The 17,607-nt window shown below is 60.6% G+C and carries 14 protein-coding genes; 3 read left to right on the top strand and 11 right to left on the bottom strand.

Translation table 11 applies throughout. The features are described from left to right. Positions 1 to 216: 216 nt before the first annotated feature. The 7 genes from ACP7AP_RS17670 to chvE all read right to left on the bottom strand — a co-directional run bounded on the left by ACP7AP_RS17670 (position 217) and on the right by chvE (position 9,305). Positions 217 to 1,722 (bottom strand): aldehyde dehydrogenase (NADP(+)), encoded by a 1,506-nt coding sequence (locus tag ACP7AP_RS17670; RefSeq protein ID WP_426036180.1) that lies wholly within the window; start codon positions 1,720 to 1,722, stop codon positions 217 to 219. 74 nt (positions 1,723 to 1,796) lie between these two features. After that, the gene (locus ACP7AP_RS17665) at positions 1,797 to 2,708 is read right to left on the bottom strand and encodes a Gfo/Idh/MocA family protein (RefSeq protein WP_426036184.1); all 912 of its coding nucleotides are present in this window, start codon (positions 2,706 to 2,708) and stop codon (positions 1,797 to 1,799) included. Positions 2,709 to 2,719: 11 nt separating this feature from the next. Beyond that, the gene (gene araD / locus ACP7AP_RS17660) at positions 2,720 to 4,462 is read right to left on the bottom strand and encodes an L-arabinonate dehydratase (protein ID WP_426036178.1); all 1,743 of its coding nucleotides are present in this window, start codon (positions 4,460 to 4,462) and stop codon (positions 2,720 to 2,722) included. 7 nt (positions 4,463 to 4,469) lie between these two features. Continuing rightward, the gene (araD1, locus tag ACP7AP_RS17655; protein ID WP_426036176.1) at positions 4,470 to 5,462 is read right to left on the bottom strand and encodes an AraD1 family protein; all 993 of its coding nucleotides are present in this window, start codon (positions 5,460 to 5,462) and stop codon (positions 4,470 to 4,472) included. A 12-nt stretch (positions 5,463 to 5,474) separates the two neighbouring features. After that, positions 5,475 to 6,650, bottom strand: a complete 1,176-nt coding sequence (gene mmsB / locus ACP7AP_RS17650; protein WP_426036174.1) for a multiple monosaccharide ABC transporter permease — start codon at positions 6,648 to 6,650, stop codon at positions 5,475 to 5,477. Continuing rightward, a complete protein-coding gene (gene mmsA / locus ACP7AP_RS17645; RefSeq protein ID WP_426036172.1) occupies positions 6,650 to 8,179 on the bottom strand; it encodes a multiple monosaccharide ABC transporter ATP-binding protein in 1,530 nt (509 codons plus the stop codon). Before mmsA ends, mmsB begins: the two co-directional genes overlap by 1 nt. 49 nt (positions 8,180 to 8,228) lie before the next feature. Beyond that, on the bottom strand, positions 8,229 to 9,305 hold the full coding sequence (chvE, locus tag ACP7AP_RS17640) for a multiple monosaccharide ABC transporter substrate-binding protein (RefSeq protein WP_426036170.1): 1,077 nt from the start codon (positions 9,303 to 9,305) through the stop codon (positions 8,229 to 8,231). Positions 9,306 to 9,446: 141 nt separating this feature from the next. On the opposite strand from chvE, the gene ACP7AP_RS17635 reads away from it, so the two are divergent. Beyond that, complete coding sequence (locus tag ACP7AP_RS17635) at positions 9,447 to 10,391, top strand: LysR family transcriptional regulator (RefSeq protein ID WP_426036168.1); 945 nt, start codon at positions 9,447 to 9,449, stop codon at positions 10,389 to 10,391. 451 nt (positions 10,392 to 10,842) lie between these two features. On the opposite strand, the gene ACP7AP_RS17630 is transcribed toward ACP7AP_RS17635, so the two are convergent. Both ACP7AP_RS17630 and ACP7AP_RS17625 read right to left on the bottom strand, forming a co-directional pair. Beyond that, positions 10,843 to 11,373, bottom strand: coding sequence for a gluconokinase (locus tag ACP7AP_RS17630; protein ID WP_426036166.1), 531 nt, complete (start codon positions 11,371 to 11,373; stop codon positions 10,843 to 10,845). A gap of 21 nt (positions 11,374 to 11,394) precedes the next feature. After that, positions 11,395 to 12,168 carry an SDR family oxidoreductase gene (locus ACP7AP_RS17625; protein WP_426036164.1) on the bottom strand — a complete coding sequence of 258 codons (774 nt, stop codon included), beginning with the start codon at positions 12,166 to 12,168 and terminating at the stop codon, positions 11,395 to 11,397. A gap of 72 nt (positions 12,169 to 12,240) precedes the next feature. On the opposite strand from ACP7AP_RS17625, the gene ACP7AP_RS17620 reads away from it, so the two are divergent. Continuing rightward, a complete protein-coding gene (locus tag ACP7AP_RS17620; protein ID WP_426036162.1) occupies positions 12,241 to 13,167 on the top strand; it encodes a 2-hydroxyacid dehydrogenase in 927 nt (308 codons plus the stop codon). Between the two features lie 189 nt (positions 13,168 to 13,356). After that, complete coding sequence (locus ACP7AP_RS17615; protein ID WP_426036160.1) at positions 13,357 to 13,989, top strand: hypothetical protein; 633 nt, start codon at positions 13,357 to 13,359, stop codon at positions 13,987 to 13,989. A 737-nt stretch (positions 13,990 to 14,726) separates the two neighbouring features. On the opposite strand, the gene ACP7AP_RS17610 is transcribed toward ACP7AP_RS17615, so the two are convergent. Both ACP7AP_RS17610 and ACP7AP_RS17605 read right to left on the bottom strand, forming a co-directional pair. Continuing rightward, complete coding sequence (locus ACP7AP_RS17610; RefSeq protein WP_426036158.1) at positions 14,727 to 15,128, bottom strand: group II truncated hemoglobin; 402 nt, start codon at positions 15,126 to 15,128, stop codon at positions 14,727 to 14,729. Between the two features lie 9 nt (positions 15,129 to 15,137). Next, positions 15,138 to 17,507 carry a DUF1989 domain-containing protein gene (locus ACP7AP_RS17605; protein ID WP_426036156.1) on the bottom strand — a complete coding sequence of 790 codons (2,370 nt, stop codon included), beginning with the start codon at positions 17,505 to 17,507 and terminating at the stop codon, positions 15,138 to 15,140. Positions 17,508 to 17,607 lie beyond the last annotated feature (100 nt).

Here is a 17,607-nt window from a genome sequence, read left to right as displayed (position 1 = left end):
ACGTACCAAGCCCTCTGGACCGCCGTCGGTGCAGTCTGCGATCTATTCCATAGCCAGGAATGCAGAAACTACTTCAAAGCCGCAGGATATGGTCCCGATTGAAGGTGACTTGCTCTAAATGTTGATTTGGTTGCGGAGTTTGTGCAGATTTTGGCCGAAAAAGCCTATCTGCACGATGTGCCGATAGGCTTTTGTTGGGTCAGTTTGGCCTTGGTGTCAGACTAAATCCGCCGGAAACAACTCGGCCGGCAGGTTCTGAAACGCCACCGGACGCAACCAGCGCCGGATCGACAAGGTGCCTACAGAGGTCGCGCCAAAGTTGGTCGAAGCCGGATAAGGCCCGCCATGCACCTGCGCATCGACCACTTCCACCCCGGTGGGGAAGCCGTTGGCAAGAACCCGCCCCGCTTTGCGCTCCAGCACTGGCAACAGCAGCCGCGCGGCTGGGTAATCCGCCGGATCAATCTGCAAAGTGCAGGTCAACTGGCCCTGCAACGCACTTGCCACCGCCTGCATTTCCGCGAAATCCGCCACCCGCACCACCAGCCCCAATGGCCCAAAGACTTCCTCGCCCAAAGCATGATTGGCCAGCCAATCCGCGCCGGAAACCTCGAACAGATAGGGCGTCGCCTGCCGCATATCGCAAACCGAGGTCAGCACCGATTGCACACCCGCCGCTGCTGCCACGCGGTCACGACCGGCGCGATAGGCCTGCGCAATACCATCGGTCAGCATGGTCTGCGCGCCAACTTTCGCCAGCCCAGCCTTGGCTGCGTCGATAAACGCCTGAGCTTCCACCCCGTCCACCACCACCGCGATGCCGGGATTGGTGCAGAACTGGCCAGCCCCCATCGTCAAAGACCCGGCCCAACCAGCCGCCAGTGCCTCGCCGCGTGCCGCCACCGCCGCAGGCAGCAGGAACATCGGGTTGACCGAGCCCAACTCGCCAAAGAACGGGATCGGTTCCGGCCTGCGCGCGCAGAGGTCAAACAACGCCCGACCGCCGCCCAAAGACCCGGTAAAGCCCACCGCCTTGATCAACGGATGCTGCACCAAAGCCTCGCCGACATCGCGGTTGCCACCCTGCACCAAGGAAAACACCCCCGGATGCAGGCCATGCGCTTTGATCGCCGCATCAATGGCTTGGGCCACAATCTCGCCGGTGCCGGGATGCGCCGAATGGCCCTTGACCACCACTGGACAGCCCGCAGCCAAAGCTGATGCCGTATCGCCGCCCGCTGTGGAAAACGCAAGCGGGAAGTTTGACGCACCGAACACCGCAACCGGACCCACCGGCACCTGCATCATGCGGATTTCCGGGCGGGGGGCTGGGGCGCGATCGGGTTGCGCCGCATCAAAGCGCCGATCCAGATACTCACCCTTGCGGATATGGTTTGCGAACAGCCGAAGCTGCCCCGTCGTGCGCCCACGCTCACCCTCCAGCCGCGCCGCGGGAAGCCCGGTTTCCGAAGTGCCAATCGCGGTGATCTCGGCCCCCCGCGCGTCAATTTCCTCGGCGATCTTGTCCAAAAACGCTGCCCGCGCCTCGCGGCTTAAGCCCGAATACGAAGGATAGGCCGCCTCGGCCCCCTGCGCCGCCGCATCGACATGCGCCGGGGTGCCGACGGCGAAAGCCAAAGCCTCGCCCGTCGCCGGAGAGGAGAGGAAGCTTGCATCGCCCGCAACCCAGTTGCCTGCGATAAGGTGTTTGCCAGTCAGCATGGTGGTTTCCTTTCAACGCAGGCTGGGGGTTTCACACCCCCAGACCCCCGTGGAGTATTTGTGCCAATGTGAAATTAGAAGTCGAAGGCCTCGGTTTCAATGCGGCGGCCTAATGTGAGCGCGTCGGCGACGTGGACCATAGGGGCGAGATCGACTTCGATGGTGTTTGTAGCGACCAGTTCGGCCATCCGCTTATACAGCGCCGGATATTCGCCCATAATGGTATTCTCGCCCGCTGAGGCTTGCCCGGCGATTTCCAGCACATTGCCGCCCATCCGCAGGGCCATCGCGCCTTGGTCGGTTTCTACCTCGATATCCCACGTTTGCGGCCCGGTTTGCCGCCAGTCAAAATGAGCGGTGACATGGCCCGAGAAGGTCAGCTTGGCTGCAATCGGGGTCTGGCGGTTCGACGGAAACTCAAGGCTGGCAGCCGTCAGATGCACGGGCGCAGGCAAGATTTCGGTCAGGATCGACAACGCATTTATGCCTGGATCGAACACGCCCATGCCGCCCGGTTCAAACACCCAATCCTGCCCCGGATGCCATTTGCGCACATCTTCGCGCCAGGTGATATGAGCGCGCAGGATCGCTTTATCCGCCAGCCAAGCCTTGGCCGGAGCGACGGCATGGGCCATCCGGCTGTGCCATGTGGTGTACAACGTCAGGCCCTTTGCAGCCGCAAGTGCCTGTAAGGCATGAACTTCCGCCAAAGTCGCGCCGGGGGGTTTTTCCAACATCACGTGCCGCCCCGCCAGCAAAGCCGCCTCGGCATAGTCGAACCGAGGCACCGGCGGCAGGCACAAAGACACCACCGTCACATCGGGTCGCGCCGAAAGAAACGCCGCGAAATCGTCAAACGCCTCCACCCCGTCAACCGAACCTTTGCGCGACACCGTCGCCGCCAACTCCCAATCCGGGGAATTGGCAATCGCCGGAACATGCTGATCAATGGCAATCTTGCCGATGCCAACCAGTGCGACTTTCATGGGATTGGGCATCAATGCGAATCCTTGCCCACCGCATTGCCGCGCGCGCCTTTCAGAAAATCGAGGTCGGCCCCGGTATCGGCACCTTCAACATGGCGCTGGTGCAGCCAGCCGTAGCCGCTTTCATAAAGCGGATGGATTGGCACCCATTTCGCCAGCCGCGCCGTCAGTTCGGCGTCGGAAATATCCAGATGCAGGCGGCGGTTCGGCACATCCAACTCGATGAAATCGCCGTTCTGCACCACAGCCAAAGGCCCACCCGCCGCCGCTTCCGGCGAGGTGTGCAGCACCACCGTGCCGTAAGCCGTCCCCGACATCCGCGCGTCGGAGATGCGCACCATATCGGTGATGCCGCGGCGCAGGATTTTCGGCGGCAGACCCATGTTGCCGACCTCTGCCATGCCCGGATAGCCCTTTGGCCCGCAGTTTTTCAAGACCATGATGCAGGTCTCGTCGATGTCGAGATCCTCATCGTTGATCTTGGCTTTGTAATCGTCGATATCCTCAAACACCACTGCGCGACCCCGGTGGGTCAGCAAAGCGGCGGTTGCAGCCGAGGGTTTCAGCACAGCACCCTTGGGGGCGAGATTGCCCTTCACCACCACCACGCCGCCCGATTGCGCAAGCGCCTTGTCGGCAGGCAGGATCACGTCATCGTTGTGGTTGACCACATCCTTGACCTGCTCCCAAGCTGTCTCGCCGGAAACCGTCAGCGCATCTTTGTGCAACAGCCCAGCCTCGCCCAGCCGCTTGATCACCACTGGCAGGCCGCCTGCGTAGAAAAATTCCTCCATCAGGTATTTCCCCGACGGCATCAGATTCACAATCGTCGGCACATCGCGGCCGCAGCGGTCCCAGTCTTCCAGCGTCAGATCAATGCCAACCCGGCCCGCAATCGCAAGCAGGTGGATCACCGCGTTGGTGCTGCCGCCAATCGCCGCATTGGTGCGAATGGCATTCTCAAACGCTTCTTTCTTCATGATATCGGACGGCTTCAGATCATCCTTGACCATCTGCACAATCCGCCGCCCGGTCAGCTGCGCCATCACGCGACGCCGAGAATCCACAGCAGGGATCGCCGCATTGCCGGACAGAGCCATGCCCAACGCTTCAGCCATCGAGGCCATGGTGGACGCCGTCCCCATCGTGTTGCACGACCCCGGAGAGCGGCTCATCGAGGCTTCGGCGTCAACAAACTCCTCTTTGGTCATCGTGCCAGCCTTCACGGCCTCGGAAAACTTCCACAGATGGGTGCCGGAGCCGACACGTTCGTTCTTGTAATAGCCGTTGAGCATCGGCCCGCCGGTGACAACGATCGACGGAATATCGGTGCTGGCGGCGGCCATCAGCAAAGAAGGCGTGGTCTTGTCGCAGCCGACCATCAGCACGCAGCCATCCATCGGCTGGCCGCGCATGGCTTCTTCCACTGCCATCGCCGCCAGATTGCGGAACATCATTGCGGTGGGGCGGAAGGCGGATTCGGATGCCGAAAACACCGGGACTTCCACCGGAAAACCCCCGGCCTCATAGATGCCATGCTTTACCCGCTCGGCCAGATCGCGCAGATGGGCGTTGCAGGGGGTCAGTTCTGACCATGTGTTCAGGATGCCGATCACCGGGCGACCATCGAACAAATCCGGCGGGAAGCCTTGGTTTTTCATCCAGCCACGGTGATAGATATTGTCCTTCGACGTGCCGCCGAACCAGGTTTGCGAGCGCAGTTTGCGGGGCCATGCGGCAGGCTTAAAAGTCATGTTATCCTCAGAGTTGTTTGACGTTCACCGCACCCGACAGGGCAGGGGCAACGGCCAATGTATTGCGCAGCGGCAGACCAAAGGCGTCCACCTGAATTTCAAAAGTATCGCCGGGCAGCACAGTCAGCCCCTCGGCAAAACTCAACGTCGCGGTGCCAAACATATGCACATGCAGATCGCCCGGTTGGCGAAACAGAGCGTATTTGAAATGGTGATGCTCCAGGTTCGCAAATGTATGCGACATGTTCGCCTCACCCGACAGGAACGGCTTGTCGAAGATCGCCTTGCCATCGCGGTAAATCCGGCTCGCCCCGCGCACATCGAGCGGCAGATCGCCCACCAACAGCTCCGGCCCAAACGACGCCTCGCGCAGCTTGGAATGGGCGAGGAACAGATAGTTGATCCGCTCGGTCACATGGTCGGAAAACTCATTTGCCAAAGCCCAGCCGACTCGGGCGGGGGTGCCATCGGCGTCGATCAGGTAAATCCCCGCCAGTTCAGGTTCTTCGCCACCATCGAGTGCGAAGCCGGGGGAGGTTAGCGCGGCACCGGGGGCCACTGCCGTGTAGCCGTTGCCCTTATAAAACCACTCCGGCTGCACGCCGACTTGCCCCGGCGCAGGCCGCCCATCCGCCAGCCCCATCTGGAACATCTTCATGCTGTCCGTCAGAACCGCCGTCTCGCCCAGCTTGGCGTGCATCGCATCGCGTGTCGCAGCCGAGCCCAAATGCGTCAGCCCGGTGCCCGTCAGATGCATATGCGTCAGATCGGGGTGAGTGATCGGCAAAGCCAGCCGACCCGCCGCAGCCAGTGCCACCAGATCAACCGCCTCGCCAAGCCCCCGCGCTGCGATCACCGCAGCCAGACCGCGACCCTGCTCCAGTGCTTCCATAGCCAGCGCATAGGTGCTGACAGCGCCGCGCACCACCGCCGCCTCGGAGCCTTCACGGGCCACCACACTCAGCGACCCATCCGCATTAACTATCTGAGACAACAGCATGATATTCCTGCCTTATTTCGCTTTATTGTAGACGTCGAAGATCACGGCGGCCAACAGCACGAGGCCCTTGATCATCTGCTGATAATCAATACCGATGCCCATGATCGACATGCCCATGTTCATCACGCCCATGATCAGCGCCCCGATCACCACGCCAACGATCTTGCCCGAACCGCCGGTCATCGAAGCACCACCGATGAACACCGAGGCAATCGCATCGAGCTCAAACCCGGTGCCCGCCTTCGGCGTCGCCGAGTTCAACCGCGCCGTCACCATCATCCCCGCCAGCGAAGCCAGCACGCCCATGTTGACAAAGCAGGCGAAAACCAGCCGGTCCGAGTTGATCCCCGACAGTTTCGCGGCCTTTTCATTGCCGCCGACCGCGTAAATCCGCCGCCCCATCGTGGTGTTCTCAGTAAAAAACGCATAGAGCACCGTCAACACGATCAGCACCACCAGCACGTTCGGCAGGCCCTTCAGAAACGCCAACTGATAGCCCACAAATCCCGTGGCGGCTGCAATCAAAACCGTGCGGCCCATGAACAAAGCCATCGGCTCAGGTTCAATCCCGAACTCGGCATCGCGGGCGCGGGCGCGGAAGCCCAGCCAGAATTGCGCGCCAATCGCCAGCACCACGAGGATCACCGTCAAGCCATGCGGCTTATCCAGCCCGGTCAAATCCGGCAGGAAACCGCTTGAAATCGCTTGGAATTCTTTCGGGAACGGCCCGATGTTCTGCCCGCCGAGCATCCACATCGTAGCGCCCCGGAACACCATCATCCCCGCCAAAGTCACGATAAACGAAGGGATGCGCCAGAACGCCACCCAATAGCCTTGCACCGCCCCGATGCAGCCACCGACGATCAGCGTGAGGGGAATAACCACATAGAACGGCAGCCCCAGATTAACCGTCAAATAGGCCGCTACCGCCCCGGTGAACGCCGCAACCGAGCCCACCGAAAGGTCAATATGCCCCGACACGATCACCAGCAGCATCCCCAAGGCAAGGATGATCACATGGCCGTTCTGTAGAAAGATGTTGGTGATGTTTTGCGGCTGCAAAAACGTCTTGCCCTGATAGGCGAGCAGCACAGAAAACAGCGCCACAATGGCGACCAACGCCAAAAGCATGCCATTTTCGCGCAAGCGATCGCCCAAAGCCGAGCCTGATTTTTGATCTTGTGCCATTATGCAGCCTTCCCTTCGCCCTTCAGGATCAACGCCATGATCTTCTCTTGGCTCGCTTCTGCACGGTCCAATTCCCCCACGATGCGCCCCTCATTCATCACATAAATCCGGTCACACATCCCCAACAACTCGGGCATTTCCGAGCTGATCATCACGATGGAACGGCCCTGTTCGGCAAGTTCCTTCATGATGGTGTAAATCTCAAACTTGGCGCCTACGTCGATGCCGCGCGTCGGCTCATCGAGGATCAGCACCTCAGGCTCGGTGAACAGCCATTTCGACAGCACCACCTTTTGCTGGTTGCCGCCCGACAGGTTGACCACCTTCTGCTGCACCCCCGGCGTGCGGATCGCCAACTGCTTGCGATAGCCCTCGGCCACACGGGTTTCGCGCCGCTTGTCCAGCACCCCGCGCATCGCCACCCCGGCCAGATTGGCGAGGGTGATATTTTTCACAATCGGCTCCTCAAGGATCAGCCCCAGCCCCTTGCGGTCCTCAGTGACATAAGCAATCCCAGCTTTGACCGCCTTCGGCACAGTGGACACATCCACCTCGGCCCCGTGCATCTTGATTGAGCCCTTATGGCCCTGCCCATAGGATTTGCCGAAAATCGACATCGCAAGTTCGGTGCGCCCGGTGCCCATCAGCCCGGCGATGCCAACGATCTCACCCTTTTTCACATTGAAGGACACATCCTTGATGATCTGCCGCTCGGCCTGTTCGGTGTGCCAGACGTTCCAGCCCTTCACTTCCATCAGCACCGGCCCCGGATTGGGCGTGCGTTCCGGATAGCGATGCGCCATATCGCGGCCCACCATGTCACGGATGATGCGGTCTTCGGTGATCTCGTGCTTGTCCATGGTTGAGACGGAAGCGCCATCGCGGATCACGGTGATCCGGTCCGCCACGCGGGAAATCTCGTTCAACTTGTGCGAGATGATGATCTGCGTCACCCCCTGCGCCTTCAACTCCAGCATCAAATCCAGCAGTTTCTGGCTGTCGTTTTCCTGCAAAGCCGCCGTCGGCTCATCGAGGATCAACAACCGCACATCCTTGGCCAAGGCCTTGGCGATCTCGATCAACTGCTGTTTGCCGACGCCCAGCTTTTCTACCTTGGTGGTCGGCAGTTCGTTCAGCCCGACCTTCTTCAGCAACCCCTCGGTGCGCTGATAGGCCTCGCCCCAGTTGATCACGCCATTCTTCGCCACTTCATTGCCCAGAAACAGATTCTCGGCAATCGACAGCAAAGGCACCAGCGCAAGCTCTTGGTGAATAATGATAATCCCGCGATGCTCACTGTCGCGGATGTTGCGGCAAGCCAAAGTCTCGCCGTCATAAATGATATCGCCCTCGTAAGAGCCAAACGGATACACCCCCGACAGCACCTTCATCAGGGTGGATTTGCCTGCGCCATTCTCGCCGCAGATCGCGTGGATCTCTCCCGGCTGCACGCTAAGCGACACGTTATCCAACGCCCGAACACCCGGAAAGACCTTACTGATCCCCCGCATTTCCAACAGTGCTGCCATCATTCCCCCCTAAATCCCGTGCCCGCCCAAAGACGGGCACGGGGTTAGCTTACTTCAGCTGATCAGCAGTGTAATAGCCCGAAGTCACCAGCACAGCCTCATAGTTGGTGGCGTTGACCGGCTGGCTTTCCAGCAAATACGACGGCACCACTTTGACGCCATTGTCATAGGTCTTGGTGTCGTTGATTTCAGGCTCGGCGCCCGACAGTACGGCATCCACCATCTTGACGGTCACTTTCGCCAGCTCGCGGGTGTCCTTGAAGATCGAGGAATACTGCTCGCCTGCAATCATCGACTTCACCGACGGGATTTCGCAATCCTGCCCGGTGACGATCGGCATTTTCAGATCGCCCGAACCGTAGCCGACGCCTTTGACAGACGACAGGATACCGATCGACAGACCGTCATAAGGCGACAGAGCGCCGTGCAGAACCTTGTCGCCGTAGTTCGACGACAACAGGTTGTCCATCCGGGCTTGTGCCACGGCAGCATCCCAACGCAGGGTGCCGACGACCTTCATGCCAGATTGGCCCGACGGAATGGCAATCTCGCCCGAGTCGATCATCGGCTGCAACACCGACATCGCGCCATCATAGAAGAAGAACGCGTTGTTATCATCCGGGCTGCCGCCGAACAGTTCGACATTCCACGGCTTGGTATCCGCAAAACGCTCTTTCAGACCTTCAACCAGCGAAGTCGCCTGCTGCACGCCAACCTTGAAGTTATCAAACGTCGCATAGTAATCGACCGAACCGGAATCGCGGATCAGACGGTCATAAGCGATGATCTTGATGCCAGCCTTGTTGGCCGCGTCCAAAGCATTCGACAAGGTGGTGCCGTCAATCGCCGCGATCACCAGCGCTTTGACGCCATTGGTGATCATGTTTTCGATCTGCGCCAACTGGTTCGGAATGTCGTCTTCTGCGTATTGCAGATCAGCGGTGTAGCCGGCGGCGGTGAACTGATCCACCATCGACTTGCCGTCCGAAATCCAACGCGCCGAAGATTGCGTCGGCATTGCAATGCCAATGGTGCCTTTGTCTTGTGCAAAAGCTGGCAGACCGACGATGCTTGTTGCCGCCGCAGCGCCGCCAAGCGCCAAAAGCGCCCTTCTTGAAACTTGCATTCTGTATCCTCCCAAGCGGCACATTGGCCGCGATAACCCGACGGTTGGCAGAGCTGGCCCTCCCAGACCGTGCGGCACTCTTGCAACAGGTAAATATATCGGTCAAATGATGAAATCGCATAGACACATGGCTGAATTGATATGTCAAAACCCCCAACCGCCGATTATCTGATTCAACGCGGCTTAAAATTGAGCCATTTGCGCCTGCTGGCGGCTTTGGCCGAAACCAACCACATCAGCCTTGCGGCGGATCGGATCGGCTCTACCCAGCCCGCCGCCTCGCGCCTGCTGGCGGAAGTCGAGCGCATCGTCGGCCAGCCCGTGCATCACCGCACCGGGCGCGGCATGTCGCTGACAGCGGTGGGCCAAGCCCTTGCGACCCGCGCCCAGCGCATCCAGATGGAGCTGCGCGACGCCGCCCGTGACATGTCCGAAGTGGTGTCCGGCACCAGCGGTCATGTCCGCATCGGTTCTGTCACCGGCCCCGCCATCGACCGCGTGCTGCCGACGTTGCGCAACGCCCGCCTGACAGCGCCGCAAGTGACAGTTGAAGTCGTGGTGTCTCCGTCAGACCTTTTGTGCGAGCAACTTCTCGCGGGCCGTCTGGATTTCGTGATCGGTCGTCTGCCCGAAGGCCCGACCCGCGATCTGTTCACCCTGACCCCCATCGCCACCGAACCTGTCAGCCTTGTGGTGCGCAAAGGCCATCCGCTTGCCAATCACACCAACCCCACACCGACAGACCTGATGTCCTACGATTGGGTGATGCCGCCGCCCGAATCCTTGCTATCGCGCGCCGTCCACGCCCGCCTGCGCGCCAGCGGTATGCCGAGCCCGCCGCAACGGCTCTCCACAGCATCCTTCCTGTTGACCTTCGCGTTGATCCAGCAATCCAACGCCATAGCCCCGCTTGCCCGCGCCGTTGTGACCAGCTTTTCCGCCCATCCCGACGCCCCCTACACCGAACTTGCGATTGATCTGGGCATCGAGGTCGAACCCTTCGGCTTGGTGACCCGCGCAGACGCGATCCTGCCGCCGGTGGCCGCGAGGCTGGCGCGAGAGATTCAGAACATGGTGATCGTGTAAGATCCGCCTCGACGGCGAAGATTTTCTTGGATGCTCCGCACCAAGCCGTCAAGCCGGGGGTTTCACACCCCCGGACCCCCGTGGAGTATTTTTGCCAATGTGAAAGAGTTAAGTATGAGAGAGCGGGAGTTGCGAGGCAGCATCCAGCGCCAACCAAGCCCCTAAAATTTAAATCAAATTTGCCCTTACGGTGGTCTAAATATTTGTTGCTATGCGCACTTCGCACCCAGAAAGCACTTTCCAAGAGCAAGAGACGATAGAGCCCGGTAAGAATTCCTAAGTCTCATCGTTAGGATCATAGTCCACTGTTGGAAGAATTTTGAAGTTCCCATTGCCGACGACGATAGCCGTTGTCGGGCGAAACACGTCCGTTGCTTCGTTCAGCAGCCGAACAAAAATGATTTCAGTATTTGAATCCGTTGCCGCCGACATCAATTATCCCCCAGTTACGTTAGCTATGATCAATCTCGGGATCTGGGGGAGAGCCCCCAGCCGCCAGCTCAAGACTCTGAAGCTTCAGAACAATCTCCGCCACCACCGCCTCCAGCGGCTGATCAATATCCACCACCACCGCCCGCTCATCCGGCACGGGCAGCTCCAACGTGGCAAACTGGCTGTCGAGCAAGGCAGGCGGCATGAAATGCCCCGTCCGAGCCCGCATCCGGGCCTCAATCACCGCGCGCGACCCCGACAGATGCACAAACACCACTCCGCCACCGGCCTCTCGGTCAATCAACTCCCGATACGCCCGCTTCAAAGCCGAGCAGCCCAAAATCCCCGGCCCGCGCAAAGCTTGGCCCACCAGCGCCAGCCAAGGCCAACGATCCGCATCGCTTAAAGCCTCACCGCGCGACATCTTGTCGATATTTGCGGAAGGATGCAGATCATCGCCATCGCGGTAGGGCAGGGATAGCGCCGCCCCCAAAGCCACCCCGACCGAGGATTTCCCGCAGCCCGCCACCCCCATCAGCACGATCTTCATCAGCCCTCACAAACCCCCGCCTTACAAACTGGCGGTAATCCCACCATCGACATACAAACATCGGCCGTTCACGAAACTCGACGCCGCCGAGGCGAGAAACACGCAAGCCCCGACCAGTTCCTCCACCCGCCCCCAGCGCCCCGCAGGCGTGCGCTTTTCCAGCCATTCGGTAAAGCTCGGGTCCGCGACCAAAGCCGCGTTCAGCGGTGTGTCAAAATATCCCGGCGCTATCGCATTGCATTGCAACCCATGCCGCGCCCAATCGACAGCCATGCCTTTTGTCAGGTTCCCCACCGCCCCCTTGGTCGCGGTATAAGGCGCAATTCCCGGCCGCGCCAAAGCTGTCTGCACCGAGGCGATGTTGATGATCTTGCCCGCGCCGCGCGCAATCATGTGCCGTGCGCAAGCCTGCCCGACATTGAACACGGATGCGATATTGGTCTGCAACAGCTGCTGCAACAGCTGCTGCAACAGCTGCTGAAACGCTGCCTCTGGGAACTCCTCAAGCGGCCCACGATGCTGCATCCCGGCATTGTTCACCAGAATATCAATCGCCCCGACCTGAGCCTCAAACCCATCCACCGCCGTCCGCGCAGCCCCATAATCCGTCACATCAAACGCCAGCCCGCGCGCCCCCGGCACCTGCGCCACAGCCAATTCCAACCGCCCCGCATCGCGCCCGTTCAGCACCACCGCCGCCCCAGCCTCTGCCAGCCCCCGCGCCAGTGCCAGCCCAATGCCCTGCGACGCACCCGTAATCAGCGCCCGCTTGCCCGTCAGATCAAACAGCCCCATCCGTTCCCCCTCGACACCCCGCCCACACCCCAGTTAGGTAGCGCAAACCCCTGCTGTCAACCGGAGGCCAAATTGCCCAAATCCCACATCCTCCAGATCACCAGCTTCCCCGCATGGGACCAAACTGCGCTGGACGCTGCTTACAACGTCCACCACCTCGACCAAAGCCCCGACCTCACCGCAATCGGTCCCAAAATCCAAGCCATCGCCACCAACGGCGGGGCAGGAGTCGCCACCGAGGTCATAAACGCTTGCCCCAACCTCAAACTGATCGCCATCTACGGCGTCGGCTATGATGCCATCGACTTCACCCTCTGCGCAGAGCGCCAGATCCAAGTCACCAACACCCCCGACGTATTGACAGGGGACTGCGCCGACCTCGCTCTAGGCATGATGCTCAGCCTCGCCCGCCAAATCCCGGCCGCCGACCACCACGCCCGCTCCGGCGCATGGACCGCCGCCAGCTTCCCGCTGCAACGCCGCGTCTGGGGTGCCAAAGCCGGCATCCTCGGCATGGGCCGCATCGGCCAAGACGTAGCCACCCGCCTTGCAGGTTTTGGGATGGACATCGCCTACTCTGCCCGCCACGAAAAACCCTTGCCCTACACATACATTCCCGACCCCATAGCACTGGCCACCCACGCCGATTTCCTGATTGTCACCGCCGCCGCGACGCCCCAAACCCACCACATCATCAACGTAGCCACTCTCAAAGCCCTCGGCCCCGACGGCTTCCTGATCAACATCTCCCGCGCCGCCAATGTCGACGAAGTGGCCCTGCTCGACGCTCTGGAATCCAACCAGATCGCCGGAGCCGCCCTCGACGTCTTTGAGTCCGAGCCCCAGATCAACCCCCGCTTCCTCCGCCTGAAAAACGCCCTGTTGCAACCCCACCACGCCTCCGCCACCCTGCAAACCCGCCGCGCCATGGGGCAGCTGATGCGTGATAACCTGAGCGCCTATTTCGCGGGCCAGCCGCTGCTCACCCCGGTCATCTGAGAAACCTCACCGCCCGCACCCGCCACCCAATCTTAACCATCCAAGCGCTCCAATCCCGCAACGATCGGAGCGTAAAATGATCCCCACATCCTCATCCCCACCTCTGAAATCGACGCCGAAGCGCTGCCGCGCGACCGCACCCAACTTGACGAGGACGCCCTGCAAGAACTCGCCACCTCTGGCCTGCGCATGCCCGTTGAGGTCTGGAAACTCTCGCAACCCACCGACCAATTCCGCTACGGCCTGATCTCCGGCCTGCGCCGCCTCACCGCGCATCAGCGCCTTGCAACCCTGCGCCAAAACGGCAGCTTCACGCAGATCGCAGCCTTCCTGCGCAGCCCCGAAACCATCCCGCAAGCGATGGCCGATATGGTCGCCGAGAACGAAATCCGGTCTGAGACAAGCCCTTGCGGGAAAGCTGCCACCCTGCTCGCCGCCACCCGCGTCGGTATCTTTGACACGCTGGACGATGCCACCCAAACCCTGCACGCCAGCGCCAGCCGTCAAAAACGCGCCCGCCTGCGCGCCTTCGCCGAGGTTGTCGAAGACCTGGAAGACGCCATCGCCACCCCCGAACGCCTCACCGGCCGCCAAATGCACCGCCTCAGCGCCGCCCTGCGCGCCGGCCTGTCCAAGCTGATCCACCTGACCTTGCGCGACCACCGCCGCTCCGCCCTGCCCACCCAATGGCAAGCCCTGCTGCCGATCCTGTCCGAGTCGCTTGACCCCTCCGAGGAAGCCACCGGCCGCCACCCCCAGCCGCCCCAGACGTCTGCTGCATCTGAAGCAGGGGTTAACCATAAGGCGGGGAAAATCCGGTGACGGCTGGATCATGCGCTTCTGCGGCCCCGAAGCCCGCTCCGGCGCGCTGATCGACGATGTGATGGACGAGATAGAGCGCTTGTTTCAACCCCAATAATCCCTCACACCGCTGACTTTTTGCCCGATTTGTTCGAAAACAAATCGGGCCGCGCCTGCCTGCCCCCGCAGGCGCAAAATGCGCCCACCGAGGCAGCCGCGCCCCGATTTCTGAAATGTCGGCGCGCTGCCCCACACCCCTTGCCCAACGGCTTGCAGCCTTATGGCCAACAAACCGAAAAACGCTCCGCAGGAGCGTTTTCAGATTGGTTTGGGAAGGAATCGAAAGCCGCTGACACTGCTGCATGCACAGCAACACAAGGTTCAGCGACGTTCATTTTCTACGCGCTATAATCGCACCTGCATATTCAATGATATGAAGAAATATCCCGACGCCGATTGCGACTGGAATAAGATAGCGTGATAAAACATGAACAACATACTTTGCGTCATCGTCGAGAATAGGCATGTCATTGTAAATATCGACGTATAGCAACACCAGTTGAACCGCGACCAACCATAAGAATATCCGTATCGTATATTGCTTGCCTGTCACTTGGCTTTCCACTTCAACCCTTTCAAAAAGATTGCGCAGTCGTTGCCTTACGACCATTTCGCTGACAAAACCTTAAAATTCCCTTAACAACCCCCACCTAACCCCTTGATATCCCTAACCCACACCCGCTGTCCACGCGTGGACACTACTCCGCAGCCGAGCCGGCCTCGCGGTTGATCAGCGCCTGGGCGGCGCGCTGGAAAGCCCCGAAAATCTGCCCCCTAACCGGCTCGGAAACCCCCACATCCTGCAAAGCCTGCCGCATACAAGTCAGCCAATCCTCGGCATCCTCGGGCCGGATCGGAACATGGGCGTGCATGTCTTTCAAACCCAGCGCCCCCACCCGTTCCATATAATCCCGCCGCCCACCGAAGAAACCGCACAGAAACTCAAACTGCGCGGCCCTGACGTGGGAAATCCCGTGCCCCCGGAAATGCAGGTGCAGGATTTGCCGCCCCACAGGCTGCGTCTCGATCAGATCATAGAACCGCTCGACCAGCGCCCGCACCGCCGTCTCGCCGCCGATCCGATCAATCACCGCAGCCATGCCCGCCCCCTACGATTGCGGCCGAGTTTTCTTCGGATCATACGCCGAAGGTGCCGTCACCACCGCCGGCAGCCGTTTCTGCTGGCCATCGAGTTTCCCCACCTCTACCGGCGTTCCCAGCTCCGCATGCGCCAGGTCAATCCGCGCGAGGGCAATATTCTTGCCCAGCAAAGGCGAGCGCATTGCCGAGGTCACTACCCCCACCTGCGCCCGCCCGACATGGACACCATCGCCGTGCCCAACCTCCACCGCCGCGTCAATTTCCAGCCCGACAAACTTGTCGCGCGGGTTTTCCTTGCGGCGGATCAAAGCCGCGCGTCCGATAAAGTCATCGGTCTTGGATTTCAAAGGCACCGTAAACCCGATCCCCGCTTCAAACGGGTCGGTCTGATCGCTGAAATCATAGCCCGCAAAGATCAACCCCGCCTCAATCCGCACCATATCAAGTGCTGCCAGCCCCATCGGCCGCAGCCCCAAATCCGCGCCACTCTCCCAAACCGCATTCCAAACCGCAGCACCATCTTTCGGGTGACAAAACACCTCAAACCCCAACTCGCCGGTATACCCCGTCCGCGACACCACCACCGGAGCGCCCTCCGGCCCGCCCAAGCGGCCAACCGTGAACCGGAACCACCCCAGTTCAGCAATCGTCGGCTGATGCGGCGCGGTCCAGATCATCCGCCGCATGATCTCGCGGCTGTTTGGCCCCTGCACCGCGAGGTTATGCAGCTGATCGGTCGAGCACCGCACCATCACCTTCAACCCCAGCTTTTCCGCCTGCTCGCGCAGCCAGATGCCGGAGTAATCATCGCCGCCAATCCAGCGGAACTGATCGCGGCCCAGCCGGAACAATGTGCCGTCGTCAATCATGCCGCCGTGTTCATAACACATTGCGGAGTAGACCACTTGCCCCGCAGACAGCTTCTTCACATCCCGCGTCAGGCAATATTGCAGCAAAGCCTCGGCATCCGGGCCGGTCACCTCAAACTTCCGCAAGGGCGACAGATCGAGCACCACGGCTTTCTCGCGGCAGGCCCAGTATTCCTCAATCGCGCCGTTGGAGGAATAGGTCTGCGGCAGCCAGTAGCCCTTATACTCTACCAGACTGCGGGTTTTCTCGGCGATGCGCGCGTGAAAAGCGGTCTCTTTGGTCATCACAGGCTCCGATGTCGGGGTGGGGCGGTGGGCTATAGATCGCTGGAAGGTTTCCGCGCCGTCATAAGTGCGCACATGGATGTCGGACAGATACCAGCCATTCGCGGGCGAGGTATCATCGGGGCAGGCGGAGTTTACGCAGACCAGATCGGTCAGCGCGCGCAAAAGCACGTAGTCGCCGGGGCGCGACCACGGCTCATCCGCGATCAACACGCCGTGGGCGTCGATATTGGTGTTGAAAAACAGGTTAACCGCCATCCAGCCGGGGCGGGCGGTGACGCCATGCGGGGCGAGGACCGCGTTGAAATTGTCCGAGCAGTTGACATGGCCGGGATAGCCGATCTCGTCATAGTATTTTGACGCACAGGCCATGGCGAAGGCGTCATGTCGACCGACGGTGTCTTGGATCACCTCGACCAGCGGCAGCCAGTCTTGGTCGTAGTATTTCGCATGTAGGCCGGGCATCGAATAGGCATGACCCATCAGGGTGCGTGAGGTGGTCACATCCAGCGGATGTTCCAGCCCCTTGTCCAGCTTGCGGGCGGAAAAGCATTGGAAATCCGTGCATTGACGACCTTCTACGTCAATAATCTGGATGTAATCGCCCGCTTTGACGAAATAACTTTCCGCCGTCGCCGACTTCACCCGCAAATCCAAAACCGGGGTGGCCAGCGGATCAGGCAGTTCAAACTTCTGGAGCCCCAGCAGGGTGGAGCGTTGCACCCGCACCCCAATCGGCGTCAAAGTGTCCTGCGCCGCAGGGATCATTGCGCTGCCGGGGGCGGCGATGATCAGTACGCCGTCACGGCTGGCGGTAAAGCTTTGCTCATCCCCCGCAGGCGAGGTTTCGCCAAAACATGCCACAGCCTGTGCCGCTGAAAGGTTAATGCCGCGCCGCTCAATACCCAGTCGCAGCCCGGCCAGACCTGGCGCGCGGGCGTCAGACAGCAGCGCCTTCAGTCCCGCCGCATCGGAATTGCCACTGACCCCCAGAACCCCCGGATCAACCCGCCCCTGATCATCCGCCGCGATCAATTCGCAGCGCTGGCCGCCCTCAAGGTTCACCACGCGCACCTGATCGCCCGCGCCCAAGGCGATCAGCCAAGCGCCACCACCGGGCACCGTAAATCGCTCAAGCCCCGATCTCGCGCCGAAAGGTTCAGGCGTCAGAATCTGGCTGGGGCGCGGTGGGCCGGGGCGGACTGTCGGATATGAGTCGAGCATCAGAGCCTCACTTTTGCATATACGGCAAATTTGTTTCTTTTGAAGAATATCGCGGCGCGGGATTTGCGCAAGTGATTTACACGGCTAGCATGCCACAAAA

The organism is Cypionkella sp. TWP1-2-1b2 (assembly GCF_049896245.1).
Lineage (GTDB): Bacteria > Pseudomonadota > Alphaproteobacteria > Rhodobacterales > Rhodobacteraceae > Cypionkella.
The sequence above is the reverse complement of the archived record's forward strand: the minus strand, read 5'-3'. Positions and strand labels throughout refer to the sequence as shown.